This is a genomic window from Pseudoxanthomonas putridarboris, assembly GCF_038321125.1.
Classification (GTDB): Bacteria; Pseudomonadota; Gammaproteobacteria; order Xanthomonadales; family Xanthomonadaceae; genus Pseudoxanthomonas_A; species Pseudoxanthomonas_A putridarboris.
In genome coordinates this window covers 32,909-50,903 of the sequence record NZ_JBBWWT010000003.1, presented here as the reverse complement: position 1 = coordinate 50,903, position 17,995 = coordinate 32,909, and the positions used below count along the sequence as shown (strand labels likewise).

At 69.5% G+C, this 17,995-nt stretch carries 14 protein-coding genes; 13 read left to right on the top strand and 1 reads right to left on the bottom strand.

Translation table 11 applies throughout. The features are described from left to right. Positions 1 to 18: 18 nt before the first annotated feature. The 3 genes from AAD027_RS07695 (at position 19) to AAD027_RS07685 (ending at position 4,225) form a co-directional block, all read left to right on the top strand. On the top strand, positions 19 to 609 hold the full coding sequence (locus tag AAD027_RS07695) for a TetR/AcrR family transcriptional regulator (protein WP_341725442.1): 591 nt from the start codon (positions 19 to 21) through the stop codon (positions 607 to 609). 432 nt (positions 610 to 1,041) lie between these two features. Then, complete coding sequence (locus AAD027_RS07690; RefSeq protein ID WP_341725441.1) at positions 1,042 to 2,970, top strand: YadA-like family protein; 1,929 nt, start codon at positions 1,042 to 1,044, stop codon at positions 2,968 to 2,970. 271 nt (positions 2,971 to 3,241) lie between these two features. Further along, on the top strand, positions 3,242 to 4,225 hold the full coding sequence (locus AAD027_RS07685) for a GGDEF domain-containing protein (protein WP_341725440.1): 984 nt from the start codon (positions 3,242 to 3,244) through the stop codon (positions 4,223 to 4,225). A gap of 10 nt (positions 4,226 to 4,235) precedes the next feature. On the opposite strand, the gene AAD027_RS07680 is transcribed toward AAD027_RS07685, so the two are convergent. Then, a complete protein-coding gene (locus tag AAD027_RS07680; protein ID WP_341725439.1) occupies positions 4,236 to 6,059 on the bottom strand; it encodes a DUF885 domain-containing protein in 1,824 nt (607 codons plus the stop codon). A 153-nt stretch (positions 6,060 to 6,212) separates the two neighbouring features. On the opposite strand from AAD027_RS07680, the gene flhB reads away from it, so the two are divergent. The 10 genes from flhB (at position 6,213) to motD (ending at position 17,989) form a co-directional block, all read left to right on the top strand. Then, positions 6,213 to 7,343, top strand: a complete 1,131-nt coding sequence (flhB, locus tag AAD027_RS07675) for a flagellar biosynthesis protein FlhB (RefSeq protein ID WP_341725438.1) — start codon at positions 6,213 to 6,215, stop codon at positions 7,341 to 7,343. Between the two features lie 29 nt (positions 7,344 to 7,372). Next, positions 7,373 to 9,418: a flagellar biosynthesis protein FlhA gene (gene flhA, locus AAD027_RS07670; protein WP_425605426.1), complete on the top strand. Its 2,046-nt coding sequence runs from the start codon at positions 7,373 to 7,375 to the stop codon at positions 9,416 to 9,418. A gap of 169 nt (positions 9,419 to 9,587) precedes the next feature. Beyond that, complete coding sequence (gene flhF / locus AAD027_RS07665; RefSeq protein WP_341725436.1) at positions 9,588 to 11,306, top strand: flagellar biosynthesis GTPase FlhF; 1,719 nt, start codon at positions 9,588 to 9,590, stop codon at positions 11,304 to 11,306. Beyond that, entirely contained in the window at positions 11,296 to 12,177 is an 882-nt protein-coding gene (locus tag AAD027_RS07660) for a MinD/ParA family protein (protein WP_425605417.1), read from the top strand. Before flhF ends, AAD027_RS07660 begins: the two co-directional genes overlap by 11 nt. Continuing rightward, the gene (locus tag AAD027_RS07655; protein WP_341725435.1) at positions 12,174 to 12,923 is read left to right on the top strand and encodes an RNA polymerase sigma factor FliA; all 750 of its coding nucleotides are present in this window, start codon (positions 12,174 to 12,176) and stop codon (positions 12,921 to 12,923) included. Before AAD027_RS07660 ends, AAD027_RS07655 begins: the two co-directional genes overlap by 4 nt. A gap of 202 nt (positions 12,924 to 13,125) precedes the next feature. Further along, entirely contained in the window at positions 13,126 to 13,506 is a 381-nt protein-coding gene (cheY, locus tag AAD027_RS07650) for a chemotaxis response regulator CheY (RefSeq protein ID WP_341725861.1), read from the top strand. Continuing rightward, positions 13,506 to 14,114, top strand: coding sequence for a protein phosphatase CheZ (locus tag AAD027_RS07645; protein WP_341725434.1), 609 nt, complete (start codon positions 13,506 to 13,508; stop codon positions 14,112 to 14,114). Before cheY ends, AAD027_RS07645 begins: the two co-directional genes overlap by 1 nt. A 131-nt stretch (positions 14,115 to 14,245) precedes the next feature. After that, entirely contained in the window at positions 14,246 to 16,084 is a 1,839-nt protein-coding gene (locus AAD027_RS07640) for a chemotaxis protein CheA (protein ID WP_341725433.1), read from the top strand. A 195-nt stretch (positions 16,085 to 16,279) separates the two neighbouring features. Further along, on the top strand, positions 16,280 to 17,020 hold the full coding sequence (locus tag AAD027_RS07635; RefSeq protein ID WP_341725432.1) for a flagellar motor protein: 741 nt from the start codon (positions 16,280 to 16,282) through the stop codon (positions 17,018 to 17,020). Positions 17,021 to 17,038: 18 nt separating this feature from the next. Continuing rightward, entirely contained in the window at positions 17,039 to 17,989 is a 951-nt protein-coding gene (motD, locus tag AAD027_RS07630; protein WP_341725431.1) for a flagellar motor protein MotD, read from the top strand. Positions 17,990 to 17,995 lie beyond the last annotated feature (6 nt).

Here is a 17,995-nt window from a genome sequence, read left to right as displayed (position 1 = left end):
GATCCAAGGAGGAGTGCCATGTCCAACAGCCCGACCTACAAGCGACGCACCAGTCACGAGACGCGCGAAGCCGTGCTGGCGGCGGCGCGACGCCTGTTCTTCACCAAGGGGTTCGACGAGACCACGTTGATGGACCTGGGCCTGGAAACCGGGCTCAGCGCGCGCGGCGTGATCCTGCACTTCGAGACCAAGGCCGACATCATCGCCACGCTGTTGATCCGCGACTACAGCGCGCGCAAGGCGCCGATGGTGGACCGTCCGCAGGGCTCGACGCATGCCCAGCGCATCCTGGATTTCTATTTCTGGATGGCGCGCGAGGACACCGCCACCTTCATCGCCTTCCCGGCGCTGTGGAGCGTGTCGGCCCGCTGGTCGATCGGCGTGGAAGCGGAAATGAACGCCGCGCTGCGCCGCATGCGCGAACCCGTGCGGCAGGAGCTGACCCGCGGCATCGCCGACGGCGAATTCCGCGGCGTGGACATCCAGCATGCCGACGAACTGATCTGGCAGAGCTACCAGCACGCCCTGCGCGCGGTCAGCGTCACCGGCGGCACGCCGGCGCTGGCGGTGCCGCAGGTGTTCAAGACGCTGGAAGCGCTGACCGCCTGATTCCCGGCGGCTTCCATCGGCGGCTTCCATCGGCTTTTTTTGCCGCTTTCACATGCATGCGGTTACCTTCGGCGCCACCAGGTCGTTCCGTGTCCTTTCCCCTGAGGCCGAACCATGTCCTGTCCGCTGCCTGTCCACCGCATTGCCGTTCCCCCGGCAGGCGGAGTGACCCACTGCCCTGACGGCAGACTCGCCCGGCCGACGGAAATCCACGCCTTCCCGCATCCTCCCCCGCGACGATGTTCCTGACGCCAGCTCATGCGTCAGCGGTTCTTCTTTGCTTCCCTTCGCAACCCGTAGTCCGTACCGCCCGAAGCGGCCCGTGTCCGGTCATCGTGCAGTTGCTTTCCCGGGTTCTTCGTGCGTCTCGCGATGCCTGCGCCCCCACGGCAAGCGTCGCTGTTTCCCCTGAAGTCCCGACATGGAGGCAACATGAAACAGCACGACTCTACGCAACCCGTCGAAGCGCCCCACCAACCCGACCGCGTGCGGGCCCCTTCCTCCCGCTTGCCGGTTCATCGACTTGCCACCGCCATCCTCTGCCTGGCGGCACCGGCATGCGCCTACGCCCAGTCGACATGCGAAGGCCCTGCGTCCGCGCCGACCGCCACGGGTACCAATGCCTTCGCCTGTGGCGATGGAGCGAACGCGGCGGAAGCAGGCAGCACTGCGCTCGGCACCGATGCGCAGGCACTGGGCGCGAACACCGTGGCCGTGGGCAATGGCGCCATCGCCAATGGCAGCGGCGGAATCGCCATCGGCCAGAACGCGATAACCGGCAGTGCCGCGGACCTGACCCGCATCAATCAGGTCGCCATCGGCACCAATGCGGCCGCCACCGCGCAGAACAGCACCGCGGTGGGCGGCGGCGCGCGGGCCACTGGCCCCCAGGCGACCGCCTACGGCTCCAATGCCCAGGCCACCGGCTCCAACAGCGTTGCGGTCGGACGCGGCGCCACCGCAGGCAACATCGGCACCGCCATCGGCATGAACGCCACGGCCAGCGGCACCCGCGGCACCGCGCTGGGCCAGGGCGCACAGGCCACGGCCACCGACAGCACCGCACTGGGCCAGTTCGCCTCGGTCACCGCGACCAACAGCGTGGCACTGGGGCTGGGATCGCTGGCAGACCGCGCGAACACGGTCTCGGTGGGCAACACCACCATGTTGCGGCAGATAGTGCGCCTGGCGGCCGGCACCGAGGACACCGATGCGGTCAACGTGTCGCAGCTCGATACGCTGGCACAGGCTTTGGGAGGCGGCGCCAGCTTCAATGGCGGCATCTTCAATGCCCCGGCCTATGTCATCCAGGGCAGCAGCTACAACAACGTCGGTTCGGCCTTCGCGGCGGTGAACACCCAACTGACCGCATTGAACACGCGCATCGACAACATCCAGTTGACCCCCGGACCGCAGGGGCCCGCGGGACCGCAAGGTCCTCAGGGGCCCTCCGGCCCGACCGGGCCCCAGGGACCGGAAGGCCCTGCCGGCCCCACGGGTCCGCAAGGACCCTCCGGTCCCACCGGGCCCGCAGGCCTCACCGGTCCGACCGGCCCGCAAGGCCCCGAAGGCACGGGCGGCGGCGGACCGGGCACCACCGGTCCGGAAGGACCCACCGGCCCGACGGGTCCCAGCGGCCCTGCCGGTCCCGGTGGTCCGACCGGTCCCACCGGACCGCAGGGTCCCAATGGACCGGAGGGTCCGATCGGTCCCCAGGGACCGCAGGGGCCCGCCGGTCCACAGGGCCCGCAAGGTCCGCAGGGACCCGGCGCCAACCCACTGGCCGTGGCCTACGACGACAACGACCGCAACGCGATCACGCTGGAAGGCGACGGCGGATCGCGCGTGGCGAACGTGGCCGCCGGCGTCAACGCCACGGACGCGGTGAACAAGGGCCAGATGGATGCGGGCGATGCGGCAGCGGTCGGCACCGCCAACAACTACACCGACGCGCGCGAGGCCGCAGTGCGACAGGATGTGCAGAACGACATCCAGTCCGGCGATGCCGCCACGCTGTCTTCCGCCAACGCCTACACCGACGCACGCTTCCAGCAGGCGCTGGCCGTGCCGATGGCGGCCATCGACGAGTTGCGCAGCGACATGGAATGGCGCTTCAACCGGCAGGACCAGCGCATCGAAAGGCAAGGCGCCATGAACGCCGCCATGTTGAACATGGCCACCAGTACCGCAGGCATCCGCACCCAGAACCGGATGGGCGTGGGCGTCGGTTTCCAGGGTGGCGAACAGGCATTGTCCATCGGCTACCAGCGGGCGATCTCGGACCGTGCCACCGTCACAGTGGGGGGCGCCTTCAGCGGCTCGGAACACTCGGCCGGCGTCGGCGTGGGTTTCGGCTGGTAGTCGCGTCCAGGCGTGCGTCGATGGCCAGTGGCGAAGGACAGGGAGACTGTGCCCGCTCCCTGTCTCTCGCTTTCGGGAATCCTGCGGCGCCGTTCCCCGGACGGCGCCGCGGCGATCACTTCCAGAGCATGACAACCGTGATGCGGGTCACGACCACCCTCCGGCAAGCCCCTAAACTGCGCGCTGCTTCCAGACGCATGGGCCAGGCGCCCCGCAGCAGCCGTTGAACGACGAACACCCCTCTTCCCTTCCTGCGCATCCGGCCCTTGCCATGAAGCCGAAACGCCGCGATTTCCGCCTGGACATCATCGTCCTGCTGGGTTCGATCACGGCCGCGACCATCGCCGTCTTCGGCGCCTACCGCTGGCTCAACGGCCAGCGGGCGCTGGCCTGGCTGGACTTCGGCATCGTGGCCTGCGTGATGCTGCCGGTCGTCTATGCGTGGCGCAGCGGCGACAGCCGGCGCGCCGGCGCGGTGCTGTGCGTGTTCAATTCGCTGGGCGCGCTGGCGGCGTGCGCGCTGATCGGACATACCGCGCTGACCTGGATCTACCTGGTCCTGCTGACCAATTTCTTCATCGCCAACCGCTGGCTGGCCGTCCCGGCCAACCTCGCCATCCTGGTCGGCGTGCAACTGCTGCCCGACTTCTTCGAGAACGGATTCCACGCCACGTCCGTGGCGGTCAGCATGCTGCTGATCACGGGCTTCTCCTACATCTTCGCCAAGCGCACGCAGGGCGACCGCGCGCGGCTGGAGGAACTCGCGGCGATGGACGCGCTGACCGGCGTGCCCAACCGCCGCAGCATGGAACGGGCGCTGGCCATGGCCGTGCACGAATTCCACACCGCCCATCGCCAGTTCGGGCTGGTGGTGCTGGACCTGGACCACTTCAAGGAAGTCAACGACCTGTACGGCCACGCCGCCGGCGATGCGGCCATCGCCGATCTCGCCGCGATCCTGCGCTTCGAGATGCGCCGCGGCGACCAGGTGTTCCGTTTCGGCGGCGAGGAATTCGTGGCGCTGCTGGAACTGGATTCCAGCGCCGACCTGGAGGCCGCCACGGAGCGCCTGCGCAGGGCCGTGCGCGACGGGCTGCGGGGGCCGGGCGGGCGGATCACCATCTCGCTGGGCGCGGCGATGATGCGCGAACAGGAGAAGACCTGGCACGACTGGTTCTCGCGCGCCGACGCCGCGCTCTATCGCGCCAAGTCCAACGGTCGCGACAGCTACGTCATCGTCGACGGCCTGTTCTGACCAAGCCGGGCTACCGCTTCGCGGCAGCGTCCTGCACCCATTCGTCCACCACCTGCTCCACCACCTCCAGCGGCAGCGCGCCGTTGAGCAGCAGCACGTCGTGGAAGGCGCGCAGGTCGAAGTCCTCGCCCAACCGGTCGCGGGCGCGCGCCCGCAGCTGCAGCAACTTCAGCTGGCCGATCTTGTACGAACTCGCCTGCCCCGGCTGGACGAGATAGCGGTAGACCTCCGCTTGCGATTCGGTTTCGCTCTTGCCGGTCTTCTCGCGCAGGTAGGCGATCGCGCGCTCGGGGGTCCAGCGCATGCGGTGCAGGCCGGTATCCAGCACCAGGCGCACGGCGCGGAACATCTCCGCCTGCAGGCGCCCCAGGTCGCCCGCGGGATCGTCGTCGTAGGCGCCCTGCTCGGCCATCAACTGTTCGGCATACAGCGCCCAGCCTTCCGAGAAGGCGCTGGGATTCAGCGTGCGGCGCAGGATGGGCAGGTCGGTGAGGCCCTGCGACAGCGAAACCTGGAAGTGATGGCCGGGCGCGCCTTCGTGGTAGGCCAGGGTCGGCAGCGTCCACCAGTTCAAGTCCATCGTGCCCAGGTTGAGGAAGAAGATGCCGGGGCGGGAACCATCCTGCGCGGGCTGCGTGTAATAGGCGCCGGGCGCGCCGTCCTGCGCGTACTCCGGCACGCGCCGCACGTCCAGCGGCTGCGTCGGCAGGCGAGTGAAAAGGGTCGGGAATTTCGCATCGGCGCGGTCCAGCAGCGTGCGCACGTCCGCCAGCAGCGCCTCGCGTCCCGCTTCCGAGTCCTCGTAGCGGCGGCGCGGATCCTGGTTCAAGGCTTCGATCCGCTCGACCAGCGAGCCTTCGGCCAGGCCGATCTCGCGCAGGCGCTGATCCATGGCCTGTTCGATGCGCGCCACTTCCGCCAGGCCCACGGCATGCACCTCTTCCGGCGGCATGTCGGTGCTGGTGTACCAGCGCAGCGCGGCCGCGTAGTACGCATCGCCCTGCGGCAGCACCCACAGGCCACGGCTGTGCGGTTGCGAGGCGATGGCCTGTTCCAACCGCGCCAGCAGGTGCGCGTAGGCGGGATCGACGTCGTCCTCCACGGCGGCGGTCGCTTCGGACAGCAGGCGTTCGCGCAGCGCGGGGTCCAGGTCCTCCACCTTGTCCAGCTTGCGCGCCAGCGACTGCACGAAGACGCTCTCGGCGGCCGGCGGCCGGATCAGTTCGCCGATCTGCTGCGCGGCCCCTTCCAGCGCCACCCGCGGCGGCACCACGCCCTGCGCGGCCTGCATGTCGAAGTTGGCCTTCAACTGGTCCAGCTTGATGCCGGCGGCATGCAGCCGGCGGATGTACTGGCGCGCCCCCGCCTCGTCGACGACGGCGTGGTTGGCATCCAGCGTGCGCGGCAGCATGGTGGCCATGCCGAACAGGTGGTCCACGGCGTAGGGACCGGCCGACAGTTGCATCCAGGCCGGCGCCCAGTCGAACGACAGCAGTTCCAGCTGGCGTTGGTAGAACCAGCGGCCGGTATCGTGGCTCCAGCGTTCCTGGCCGTGCAGGCGGTCGCGGTCGAACGCGTCGATCTCCGCCAGGAAGGTACGCATCTGCGCGCGCAACGCCTCGCGCTGGGCCAGCGAGATGTCGGTCAGGCGCCCGTTGCTGTCGTCGGTGCCCGCCCCGATCAAGCTCGCCAGTTCGGGGTCCGCGGCCACCGCGCGCTGGAACTGCGCATCCATCACCGCGTTCAGGCCGTCGGCGGCGGGCGGCTGCGCCATCGTCGTCGCGGCGAACAACAGGCTCGCTGCCGCCAACAGTTTCCGGGCAATCCGCGGCATCGGGCCTCCTGGCCATGACGAGAGGCGGGATTGTCGCCGCATGCGGGCCGTCACGGGTGAGACGGCAGTCGCGCTGCGCCGCCCCGGCGCATGGGAAGCCGGACTTCGGAACAACTCTTGCACGGCCCCGTCCGACCCCGTCGGAACAACGTCATGGCCGAGCAGGACGAAAGCGGCGAACGCACAGAACTTCCCACCGAGAAACGGCTCCGCGATGCCCGCGAACAGGGCAACATCCCGCGTTCGCGCGAGCTGGCGACGGCGGCGGTGTTCGGCGCGGGCGTGCTGTCGATCATCGCCATGGCGCCGCTGCTGGGCCGCAATGCGCTGGGCTGGATGAAGGTCGCGCTGAGCCCCGAGCCGGGCCTGATGCGCCAGCCCGACCAGTTGTTCGGCCACGTCGGCCTGCTGCTGCTGAAGCTGCTGGCGGTCGTCTCGCCCATCGCCCTGGTCTGCGTGCTGGCCGGCATCGCCGGCCCGGCGCTGATGGGCGGCCTGCGCTTCTCGCAGAAATCGCTGATGCCCGACTTCAAGCGGCTCAGCCCGATGGCCGGCATCAAGCGGCTGTACGGCCCCGAAAGCGTCGCCGAACTGCTCAAGTCGCTGCTGCGCGTGGTGCTGGTCGGCGGCGCGGCGACGCTGTGCATCAGGCTGGGGCTCAACCCGCTGCGCGAGTTGATGACCATGCCGCTGGAGCAGGCGGTGCGCAGCGGGCTGGGCTTCACCAGCACCCTGCTGCTGGCCACCACCGGTGCGCTGATCCTGCTGGCCGCCATCGACGCGCCGTACCAGAAGTGGAACTGGAAGCGGAAGCTGAAGATGACCCGCCAGGAACTGCGCGAGGAGATGAAGGAAAGCGAGGGCCGGCCGGAGGTGAAGGGCCGCATCCGCCAGTTGCAGCACCAGTTGTCGCAGCGCCGGATGATGGAGGACGTGCCCACCGCCGACGTGATCGTGGTCAACCCGACCCACTACGCCGTCGCGCTGAAGTACGAGAGCGGCCAGATGGGCGCGCCCACGGTGGTCGCCAAGGGCGTGGACGAGATGGCCCAGCGCATCCGCGAAGTGGCCGACGCCCACCGCATCGCCATCGTCTCGGCGCCGCCTTTGGCACGCGCCTTGTATCGCGAAGGGCAGATTGGCCGGGAGATCCCCGTGAGACTGTACGCCGCCGTTGCCCAGATCCTGTCCTACGTGTACCAGTTGCGCGCCTGGCGCATCGGCCAGGCGGCGTTGCCGGACCTGCCGGCGGTGGACGTGGATGAGCACGGGGGCAAGGCATGAGCGCCCAGCCGACCACCACGGCCCGCCTGATGGACATGCTGAAGCACGGCCTGGGCGCGCCGCTGGTCGTGCTGGCGCTGCTGGCCATGGTCGTCGTGCCGCTGGCGCCGCCGGTGCTGGACGCGCTCTTCAGCTTCAACATCGCCATCTCGCTGGTGGTGCTGCTGGCCGTGGTCTACGTGAAGCGGCCGCTGGACTTCACCATCTTCCCCATCGTGCTGCTGATGACCACGATGCTGCGGCTGGCGCTGAACGTGGCGTCCACCCGCGTCATCCTGCTCAACGGCCAGGACGGCCACGAGGCCGCCGGCAAGGTCATCGCCGCGTTCGGCGAGTTCGTGGTGGGCGGCAACTACGCCGTCGGCATCGTGGTGTTCGCCATCCTGACCATCATCAACTTCGTGGTGATCACCAAGGGCGCCGGGCGCATCTCGGAAGTGTCGGCGCGCTTCATCCTGGACGCGATGCCCGGCAAGCAGATGGCCATCGACGCCGACCTCAACGCCGGCATCCTGTCCCGCGAGGAAGCCAAGGCCCGCCGCGAGGAAGTGCGCGAGGAAGCCGACTTCTACGGCGCGATGGACGGCGCCAACAAGTTCATCCGCGGCGACGCCATCGCCGGCATCCTGATCCTGTTCATCAACCTGGTCGGCGGCTTCGCCGTGGGCATGTTCCAGCACGGCATGCCGGCCGCCGATGCCGCCGCCACGTACACCCTGCTGTCGATCGGCGACGGCCTGGTCGCCCAGCTGCCGGCGCTGCTGGTCTCCTCGTCCGTGGCCATGCTGGTCACCCGCGCCTCGCGTTCGCAGGACATGGGCCAGGCGGTGATGGGCCAGGCCTTCGGCCAGCACCGCGCGCTGGCGGTGGCCGCCGGCGTGCTGGGCCTGGTCGGGCTGGTGCCCGGCATGCCCAACGTCGCCTTTTTGACGCTGGCCGCGGCGCTGGGCTACCTCGCCTGGAAAATGTGGAAGAAGACCCAGGCCGGGCCGGAAGCCACGAGCGACACGGCCGCCCTGCCCGCCCCCGGCACGCCCGACCGCAATGCCGAACTGACCTGGGACGAACTGCGCCCGGTGGACCCGCTGGGCCTGGAAGTGGGCTACCGGCTGATCCCGCTGGTGGACAAGAACCAGGGCGGCGAACTGATGTCGCGGATCAAGGCCGTGCGCCGCAAGCTGACCCAGGACCTGGGCTTCCTGATCCCGCCGGTGCACATCCGCGACAACCTGGAGCTGCCGTCCAACGGCTACCGCCTGCTGGTGCACGGCGTGCCGGTGGCCTCGGCCGAGATCCATCCCGACCGCGAACTGGCGCTGGACCCGGGCGGCGCGTTCGGCCCCATCGACGGCATCCCCGGCAAGGACCCGGCCTTCGGGCTGGACGCCGTGTGGATCCAGCCCCACCAGAAGGCCACCGCCGAATCGCTGGGCTACACCGTGGTCGATCCGGCCACCGTGGTCGCCACGCACCTGTCGCACCTGGTCCGCGAGCACGCGCCGGAACTGCTGGGCCACGAGGAGGTGCAGCAGCTGCTGGCCACGCTGGGACGCAGCGCGCCCAAGCTGGTCGAGGACCTGACGCCCAAGGCGCTGCCGCTGGCCACCGTGGTGCGCGTGCTGCAGAACCTGCTGATCGAGCGCGTGCCGATCCGCCAGTTGCGCCGCATCGTCGAGGCGCTGGTCGAATTCGCCCCGCAGAACACCGACCCGGCCGCGCTGACGGCGGCGGTGCGCACCTCGCTGGGCCGCTTCATCGTGCAGGAGATCTCCGGCATGGCGCCGGAGCTGCCCGTCTACACCTTGGCGCCGAATCTGGAACGCGTCTTGCAGGACAGCACGCAGGGAACCGGCGCGGCACTGGAACCGGGGCTGGCGGAACGCCTGCACCAGAGCCTGTCCGACGTGGTGACCAAGCAGGAAGCCCGCAGCGAGCCCGCGGTGGTGCTGGTACCGGGATCGGTCCGCGCCGCCCTCGCCCGCCTGGTCCGCCACAGCGTCCCCGCACTGTCGGTGCTGGCCTACAGCGAGGTGCCGGAGGACAAGCGGCTCAAGCTGGTGGGGACGATCAGTTGAGAGCCGGGATTCGGGATTCGAGATTGGGGATTCGCAAGAGCGGTTCCCTTCAAGCGGAGAGAGCAGGAATGAAATTGGCGACGACATCGAAAAGGCCTCGACGAATAGGACGTACCGCTTGCGCTGTTACCAATCCCCAATCCCGAATCACGAATCCCGGCCCTTCAAAATGAAAATCAAACGCTTCGTCGCCGCCGACATGCGCACCGCCTTCGCGATGGTCCGGCAGGAACACGGGCCGGATGCGGTCATCCTGTCCAACCGGGTGACCGAGGACGGCGTGGAAATCGTCGCCGCCAGCAACTACGACGAGGCGCTGGTGCAGCGCACGCTGGACGCCATGCGCCCCGCCGCGCCGGCGCCCGCGCTGCATCCGCTGCTGGACCCGTCGCCCGCCCAAGCGTCCCACAGGACGGCGGTGGATGGCACGCGCAGCACCGCCAGGAACGCCGCCGCGCCGTCGCCGGCCGAAGAGGCCGCCAGCTATTTCCTTTCGCGTCGCCAGGGCAATCCGCCGCAGGCCACGCAGGGCACGGACATCGCCCCGCCGGCGCAGGAACCGCCGCGCGCGCAGGAATCCGCGCCCACCGCGCGAATCCCCGCAAACCGCCCGGCCGCGCCGATGATCGAACCCCCGTCGTTCGCCGCCAAGCTGGCCGCATGCCTGCCGCCGCTGCCCGCCAACGAACCGGCCAACGAACCGGTCATCCAGGCGCCGGCCGCCATCAAGCGGGAAACGGTCGTCGAAGCCGCGCCGCGCGCGGACGCCGCGACCAGGCGCGACGCCAGCGACGCCCTCGATTTCGACGCCCTGCTGCCCGCCATCGCACCCCCGGTCGCGATCCCGGAGCCGGTCGACAACGTCGCCGCGCTGCATGCCCACCCGCCGGCGGCGCCGGTCGCCGGCCAGGTGCCCACGCCTTCCGCCGTCATCGTGCCGACCCTGACCGTGGTCGCCGACAACGCCAGCCAGGCGCGCGAGAGCGACGAGCAACTGGTGCAGATGCGCAGCGAGCTGGCCTCGATGCGCGAGATGATCGAACGCGAGATGCACCGCCTCACCGACGAACGCCTGCGCGGTTCGCCGGTGCGCATGCAGGCGATGGAACTGATGGAGGACTACGGCTTCGACGCCGGCATCACCCGCGACATCGCGTTGCAGATTCCCGCCGACACCGAAGCCCACCGCGGCCGCGGCCTGATGCTGGGCCTGCTGTCGAAGAAGCTGCCGGTCACCGACACCGATCCGCTGGAAACCGGCGGCGTGATCGCCCTGGTCGGCCCGACCGGCGCCGGCAAGACCACCACCATCGCCAAGCTGGCCGCCTGCTTCGCCGAGCGCCACAACGCCCGCGACGTGGCGCTGGTCACCACCGACACCGTGCGCGTCGGCGGCCGCGAACAACTCCATGGCTACGGCCGCCGGCTGGGCATCGCCGTGCACGAGGCCGACAGCGCCGAAAGCCTGGCGCAGGTGCTGCACCGCCTGCGCGACTACAAGCTGGTGCTGATCGACACCGCCGGCCTGGGCCAGCGCGACCGCAACCTGGTCGGCCAGCTCAACTGGCTGCGCGCGTCCGGACAGGTCAAGACCCTGCTGGTGCTGCCGGCCAACTCGCATTTCGGCGACCTGGACGAAGTGGTCCGCCGCTTCAGCAGCGTGCAACCGCAGGGCGTGGTGCTGACCAAGCTTGACGAGACCGGTCGCCTCGGCAGCGCGCTGTCGGTGGTCGTGGACCACCAGTTGCCGATGGCCTGGGTGACCGACGGCCAGCGCGTGCCGGACGACCTGCATCGCGCCAACAGCGCGCACCTCGTGCTGCGCCTGGACCAGTTGCGCCGCGAAGCCGATGAACCCTGCTCTCCCGAGGCCAGCCATGTCGCCTGATCACCTGCTGCAGACCAATCCGCGCAACACGCCACCGCTGCCGGGGGCCTTCCACCCGGTGCGCGTCATCGCCATCACCGGCGGCAAGGGCGGCGTGGGCAAGACCAACGTGTCGGTGAACCTCGCCGTCTCGCTGGCCGAACAGGGCAAGCGCACGCTGCTGATGGACGCCGACCTGGGCCTGGCCAACGTGGACGTGCTGCTGGGCCTGTCGCCCAAGTTCACCCTGGCCGACCTGGTGGCCGGCCGCTGCCAGCTGGATGACGTGCTGGTCGAAGGCCCCGAGGGCGTGCTGATCGTGCCGGCCTCGTCGGGTTTCCGGCACATGGCCGAACTCTCGCCGGCCGAGCACGTCGGCCTGGTCAACGTGTTCTCCGAACTGCAGCGCGCCCTGGACGTGATGGTGGTGGACACCGCCGCCGGCATCACCGACAGCGTGCTGACCTTCTGCCAGGCCGCGCAGGACACCGTGGTGGTGGTCTGCGACGAACCCGCCTCGATCACCGACGCCTACGCGCTGATCAAGGTGCTGGCGCGCGAACGCGGCCTGGACCGCGTGCACGTCATCGCCAACATGGTCCGCGACCCCAACGAGGGCCGCAAGCTGTACGAGAAGCTGGCGCGCGTGTGCGAGCGCTTCCTCGGCGACGTCGCCCTGCACTACCTGGGCGCGGTGCCGCAGGACGACTGGCTGCGCCGCGCCGTGCAGCGCCAGCAGGCCGTCGTGAAGGCCTACCCGGGCAGCCCGTCGGCGCGCGCCATCGCCGAGATCGCCCGCACGGCCGCCCGCTGGCAGCCGCCGGCCGGCGCGCGCGGCAACGTCGAGTTCTTCGTCGAACGCCTGATCTCGCCGCGCGGGGTGGCCGCATGAACACCGCCGCCGCCCAATACCGCGCCGTGCAACGCAGCACCGCCACCGACTTCGTCGCCCAGCATTCGGACCTGGTGCGCCGCATCGCCCACCACCTGGCGGCGCGCCTGCCGGCCAGCGTGGAGATCGACGACCTGATCCAGGCCGGCATGATCGGCCTGATCGAAGCCTCGCGCAGCTACGACGCCGAACAGGGCGCCTCGTTCGAGACTTACGCCTCCATCCGCATCCGCGGCTCGATGATCGACGAGATCCGCCGCGGCGACTGGGTGCCGCGCTCGGTCCACCGCCGCGCGCGCCAGGCCGCCGCCACCGTGCGCGAGATCGAACAGCGCACCGGCCGCGCCGCCATCGCCACCGAAGTGGCCGCCGCCATGGAGATGCCGCTGCCGGAATACCTGCGGCTGATGGAGGACGCCGCGCGCGGCCAGGTGCTGAGCCTGGAATCGCACATCGACGACCACGGCGAACCCAACACCTCGCGCACCGGCGGCCCATCGCCGCAGCAGAACCTGGAGCGCGGCGAGTTCCGCCAGCAACTGGTCAAGGCCATCGGTCAGTTGCCCGAGCGCGAGCAACTGGTGCTGTCCATGTACTACGAACAGGAACTGAACCTGAAGGAGATCGGCGCCGTGCTGGGCGTCAGCGAATCGCGCGTGTGCCAGATCCACGGCCAGGCCATGGTCCGCCTGCGCGGCCGCCTGCAGGTGTTCGAGAAAGCGGATGCGGGGCTGGAAGACGAGTGAGGGTGCCGGTCCCGTAGGAGCGCCCCATGGGCGCGATGCTCTTCGACCCGATCACGCAAGAGCATCGCGGGCATGGCCCGCTCCTACAGCCCAATCCGGCTCCGGCCCCTCCTGCCCCTAAACATTTCCTCCCGCCGGCCGATACCGCCACAAGACCCACCGTCCACGCCGCACCGGAGCACCCGTGACCGCCAACAAGAACATGCGCATCCTGATCGTGGACGACTTCTCCACCATGCGTCGCATCATCAAGAACCTGCTCAACGACCTGGGCTACACCAACACCGCCGAGGCCGAGGACGGCAACAGCGCGCTGACCGCGCTGGGCCAGGGCAGTTTCGACTTCGTGGTCACCGACTGGAACATGCCCGGCATGACCGGCATCGAACTGCTCAGGGCCATCCGCGCCGACGATCGCTACAAGACCCTGCCGGTGCTGATGGTGACCGCCGAGGCCAAGCGCGAGCAGATCATCGAAGCCGCGCAGGCCGGCGTGAACGGCTACATCATCAAGCCGTTCACCGCGCAGACGCTGGAAGAGAAGCTGGGCAAGATCTTCGAACGCCTGGGAGCGGCTGCCTGATGAACGCCGTCGCCGATGCCACCGGCGCGCGAGCCGCGCTGGTGGAAAGACTGCAGCACGCGCTCGACGCGCTGGAACAGGGCGACGAAGCCGGCTGGCGCCGCGAACTGGACGCCATCGCCGCCTGGCGCACTCAGCCGATGATGCAGGGCCTGGGCCGGCTGGCCCGCGAACTGGCGCAGACGCTGGGCGAACTGCCGCCCACCGACGCCGGCGAGCTGGACGACGCCTGCGCGCGCCTGGACCACGTCGTCGCGATGACCGAACAGGCCAGCCACACCACGCTGGACCTGGCCGAGCAGTGCCGCGGCTACGCCAACGAACTCAAGCACACCGCCCTGTTGCCCGAACAGGCCGTGCTGGTCGACCGGATCGGCAAGGGCCTGTCGGACATGGCGCTGGCGCAGAGCTACCAGGACCTCACCGGCCAGATCATCCGCCGCGTCGCCGGCATCGTGCGCCGCGTGCACGAAGGCTTCGGCGCGCTGGGACTGCCGCCGGAACAGAAAAAGACTTCAGAACTCGCCGGCCCGGCCGTTGCCGGTCTTGACCGCAATGCGTTCTCGCAGGACGACGCCGACGACCTGCTCTCCGGGCTGGGCCTGTAAAGGCCGGGATTCGGGATTGGGGAGTCGGGATTCGCAACACGCCCGTTGCTCCCGCTTCATCGAGTCGCCGGCTCACGCACCTTGCTTCCAACGAATCCCCAATCACGAATCCCGAATCCCCGCGCCCATCCATGTCCGCCGTCACCCCCGAAATCGCAGCCGACTTCCTGATCGAAGCCCAGGAAATCCTCGATCGCCTGGGCGAGCAGTTGGTCGCGCTGGAACAGGACCCGGCCGACGGCGCGCAGTTGAACGCGGTGTTCCGCGGCTTCCACACGCTCAAGGGCGGCGCCGGCTTCCTCGGCATCCAGGCCATGGTCAACCTGTGCCATGCCGCCGAGGAGGCCCTGGGCATGGTGCGCGCCGGCCAGGCCACGCTGGAACCGCACCACTTCGACGCCGCGCAGCAGTCGCTGGACTACCTGCAGCAGCAACTCGACGCCGTGGGCGCGGGCGAGGAACCGCCGCACGCGCCGGCCACGCTGATCGAACAGTTCGACATGCACGTCGTCGCCGCGCCCGCGAAAGCCTCCGCGCCCGCCGCCGCATCGTCCGCCGGCGGCGACCTGATCAGCGACGACGAATTCGAGGCCTTGCTGGACCAGTTGCACGGCGGCGCCCCGCCGACGGCGAAAGCGCCATCATCCGGCAACGACCTGATCAGCGAGGACGAATTCGAATCCCTGCTGGACCAGTTGCATGGTGGCGCGCCTCCAGGCGCCAAACCGGCGAGCCCGGCGCCCGCCGTCGCGGCACCGCCCGTGCCCGCGCCGCCGAAGCCCGCGCCCGCGGCCAAGCCCGCCGCCAAGCCAGCCAGCGAAGCCGAGCAGACCATCCGCGTGGACACCAAGCGGCTGGACGCCATCGTCAACCTGGTCGGCGAACTGGTGCTGTCGCGCAATCGCCTGAAGACGCTGCGCGCGCGCATCCGCGACGAGGAACTGGATCGCGCCGTCAGCAGCCTGGACATCGCCACCGCCCGCCTCCAGAGCGCGGTGATGCGCACGCGCATGCAGCCGGTGGGCAAGGTGTTCTCGCGCTTTCCCAAGGTCGCCCGCGACGTGGCGCGCACGCTGCAGAAGGAAGTCGACCTGGAACTGGTCGGCGCCGACACCGAGCTGGACCGCAACCTGGTGGAAGCGCTGGCCGACCCGCTGGTGCACCTGGTGCGCAACGCCATCGACCACGGCGTCGAACTGCCCGACCTGCGCGAAGCCTGCGGCAAGCCGCGCCAGGGGCGCGTGCGCCTGTCAGCGCAGCAGGAAGGCGATTTCGTCACCATCGAGATCCGCGACGACGGCGCCGGCATCGACCCCGAACGCCTGCGCGCGAAGGCGCTGGAAAAGGGCCTGATCGATCCCGAGGCCGCCGCGCGCCTGTCGCACGACGAATGCCTGCAGCTGATCTTCCTGCCCGGCTTCTCCACCAAGGCCGAGGTCACCGACATTTCCGGCCGCGGCGTCGGCATGGACGTGGTGCAGTCGCGCATCCGCGAGCTGAGCGGGCAGATCACCATCCATTCCGACGTCGGCCGCGGCAGTCGCTTCATCATCCGCGTGCCGTTGACGCTGGCCATCCTGCCGACCCTGCTGGTGCAGGCCGGCGAGCCGGTCTACGCGCTGCCGCTGGCGCGCGTGCTGGAAGTGCTGCACGCGCCGGCCACCAGCCTGCGCTGGTTCGACGGCCAGGCCGTGCTGGACCGGCAGTCGCACACCCTGCCGCTGGTGGACCTGCGCCAGTGGCTGGACGTGGAACCGATGGTCGCGCCGCTGCTCACCGTCGTGGTGCTGCAGATGGGCGAACAGCGCTTCGGCCTGGTCGTGGACCAGGTGCGCGGCCGCGAGGAAGTCGTCATCAAGCCGCTGCCGCGCGCCGTGCGCGGCCTGCGCGGCTATGCCGGCGCCACCCTGATCGGCGACGGCCGCATGGCCCTGATCCTGGACGTGGACGGCCTGCGCGCGACGGCGTGACTGCTTCCTTGTAGGAGCGCCCTCGGGCGTGATGCTCTTGTCTTCGATGATGGAAAGGCATCGCGCCCATGGGGCGCTCCTACGGGCACGTCATGTGGTTACGGTGCGATGACGCCGTGACCCACGTCGCGACTCACGTCGCTCCTACAGTGCATCCACCTCAAGTCCCACCCCTTCGGGCCGATAGATCAGCACATGGACATCTTCAGCCTCATCGGACTCATCCTGGCGCTGGTCGCCCTGGTGGGCGGCAGCATCCTCAAGGGCGCGGGCCTGTCGTCGCTGTGGTCGTCGGCCGCGTTCGTGATCGTCATCCTGGGCACCATCGCGGCGATCCTGGTGCATACCCCGCCGTCGGTGTTCAAGCGCGCGCTGTCGATCTCGCGCTGGGTGATCCGTCCGCCCGGCAAGAACGGCGACGAGCTGGTCGGCCAGATCGTCGAGTGGAGCAACATCGCGCGCAAGCAGGGCCTGCTGGGGCTGGAACCGCTGGTCAACGAACAGGACGACCCGTTCCTCAGGAAGGGCCTGCAGATGCTGGTGGACGGCGTGGAGCCGGAATCCATCCGCCACATGATGGAAATCGACCTCAACGGCCAGGAACACCAGGACATGGCCGCCGCCAGGGTATTCGAGGCGATGGGCGTGTACGCGCCCACGCTGGGCATCATCGGCGCCGTGTTCGGCCTGATCGCGGTGATGAAGAACCTGGCCGACCCCAGCAAGCTGGGCCACGGCATCGCCGCCGCGTTCACCGCCACCATCTACGGCATCGCCTCGGCCAACCTGTTCTTCCTGCCCATCGCCGCCAAGCTCAAGAGCGTGATCGGCGGCCGCAGCCGCGAGCAGGAAATGATCATCGAGGGCCTGATCGCGATCGCGCAGGGCGAGAATCCGCGCAACATCGAGGCCAAGCTGGCCGGCTTCCTGCACTGACCCGGCGGAGCGACGGCGATGGCGCGCAGGCGAAACGACGAGCACATCAATCACGAGGCCTGGGCGATCCCCTACGCCGACCTGATGACGCTGCTGCTGGCCTTCTTCGTGGTGATGTACGCCATCTCCACCATCAACGAGGGCAAGTACCGGGTGATGGCCGATGCGCTCACGGCCGCCTTCGGCGGCGCGCCGCGCACGATCAACCCGGTGCAGGTGGGCAACCACCAGTTGCAGGGCGCCGATTTCGACCGCCCCTCGCCGATCAAGTCCGGCGCCAAGCGGGGCCCGTCCGCGCCCTCGCCGGCTCCCAACGTCACCCTGCTGGCCGCGATGGCCTCGCAGATGAACGTGCCGGTCACCGCCAAGGGCCTGCAGAACGCGCAGGCCGAGCTGCAGCGCATCGCCCAGGACCTGGAGAAAGCGCTGGCGCCGCTGATCGACGAGAAACTGGTCGTGATCAAGCGCGCCGAGCTGTGGATCGAGGTGCAGATCAACAGCGACATCCTGTTCCCGACCGGTTCGGCCGCGCTGGACCCGAAGGCGCAGGACACCGTGTCCCGGCTGGCCGGCGTGCTCGCCGACGTGCCCAACTCGGTGCGCGTGGAGGGCTATACCGACGATCGTCCCATCAATACCTGGCAGTTCCCGTCCAACTGGGAACTGTCCTCGGCCCGCGCCGCCAGCGTGGTGCACCTGTTCGTGCGCGACGGGATCCCGCCGGAGCGGCTGGCGATGATCGGCTACGGCGAGTTCCGACCGATCGGCGACAACGCCACCGTGGAGGGCCGCAACGCCAACCGCCGCGTGCTGCTGGTGATCCTGGCCAGCCAGGCCGGGCCGGCACCGGAATTGCATGCGCAGGACACGGCCGACGTTCCGCCGCCGTCGGTGATCTCGCTGCCGCCGCTGCCGCAGACCGCCGCGTCGTCCGTGCCGGGGGGCGCCAACGGTGTCCCGGGTCCATGAAGGAGT

Excerpts from the sequence above, each read along its gene's own strand:
- AAD027_RS07635 (WP_341725432.1), top strand. The coding sequence starts at position 16,280 with ATGGACATCTTCAGCCTCATCGGACTCATCCTGGCGCTGGTCGCCCTG.
- AAD027_RS07680 (WP_341725439.1), bottom strand. The coding sequence starts at position 6,059 with ATGCCGCGGATTGCCCGGAAACTGTTGGCGGCAGCGAGCCTGTTGTTC.
- AAD027_RS07640 (WP_341725433.1), top strand. The coding sequence starts at position 14,246 with ATGTCCGCCGTCACCCCCGAAATCGCAGCCGACTTCCTGATCGAAGCC.
- AAD027_RS07655 (WP_341725435.1), top strand. The coding sequence starts at position 12,174 with ATGAACACCGCCGCCGCCCAATACCGCGCCGTGCAACGCAGCACCGCC.
- AAD027_RS07645 (WP_341725434.1), top strand. The coding sequence starts at position 13,506 with ATGAACGCCGTCGCCGATGCCACCGGCGCGCGAGCCGCGCTGGTGGAA.
- motD (WP_341725431.1), top strand. The coding sequence starts at position 17,039 with ATGGCGCGCAGGCGAAACGACGAGCACATCAATCACGAGGCCTGGGCG.
- AAD027_RS07690 (WP_341725441.1), top strand. The coding sequence starts at position 1,042 with ATGAAACAGCACGACTCTACGCAACCCGTCGAAGCGCCCCACCAACCC.
- AAD027_RS07695 (WP_341725442.1), top strand. The coding sequence starts at position 19 with ATGTCCAACAGCCCGACCTACAAGCGACGCACCAGTCACGAGACGCGC.
- flhA (WP_425605426.1), top strand. The coding sequence starts at position 7,373 with ATGGACATGCTGAAGCACGGCCTGGGCGCGCCGCTGGTCGTGCTGGCG.
- AAD027_RS07685 (WP_341725440.1), top strand. The coding sequence starts at position 3,242 with ATGAAGCCGAAACGCCGCGATTTCCGCCTGGACATCATCGTCCTGCTG.
- flhB (WP_341725438.1), top strand. The coding sequence starts at position 6,213 with ATGGCCGAGCAGGACGAAAGCGGCGAACGCACAGAACTTCCCACCGAG.
- flhF (WP_341725436.1), top strand. The coding sequence starts at position 9,588 with ATGAAAATCAAACGCTTCGTCGCCGCCGACATGCGCACCGCCTTCGCG.
- cheY (WP_341725861.1), top strand. The coding sequence starts at position 13,126 with ATGCGCATCCTGATCGTGGACGACTTCTCCACCATGCGTCGCATCATC.
- AAD027_RS07660 (WP_425605417.1), top strand. The coding sequence starts at position 11,296 with ATGTCGCCTGATCACCTGCTGCAGACCAATCCGCGCAACACGCCACCG.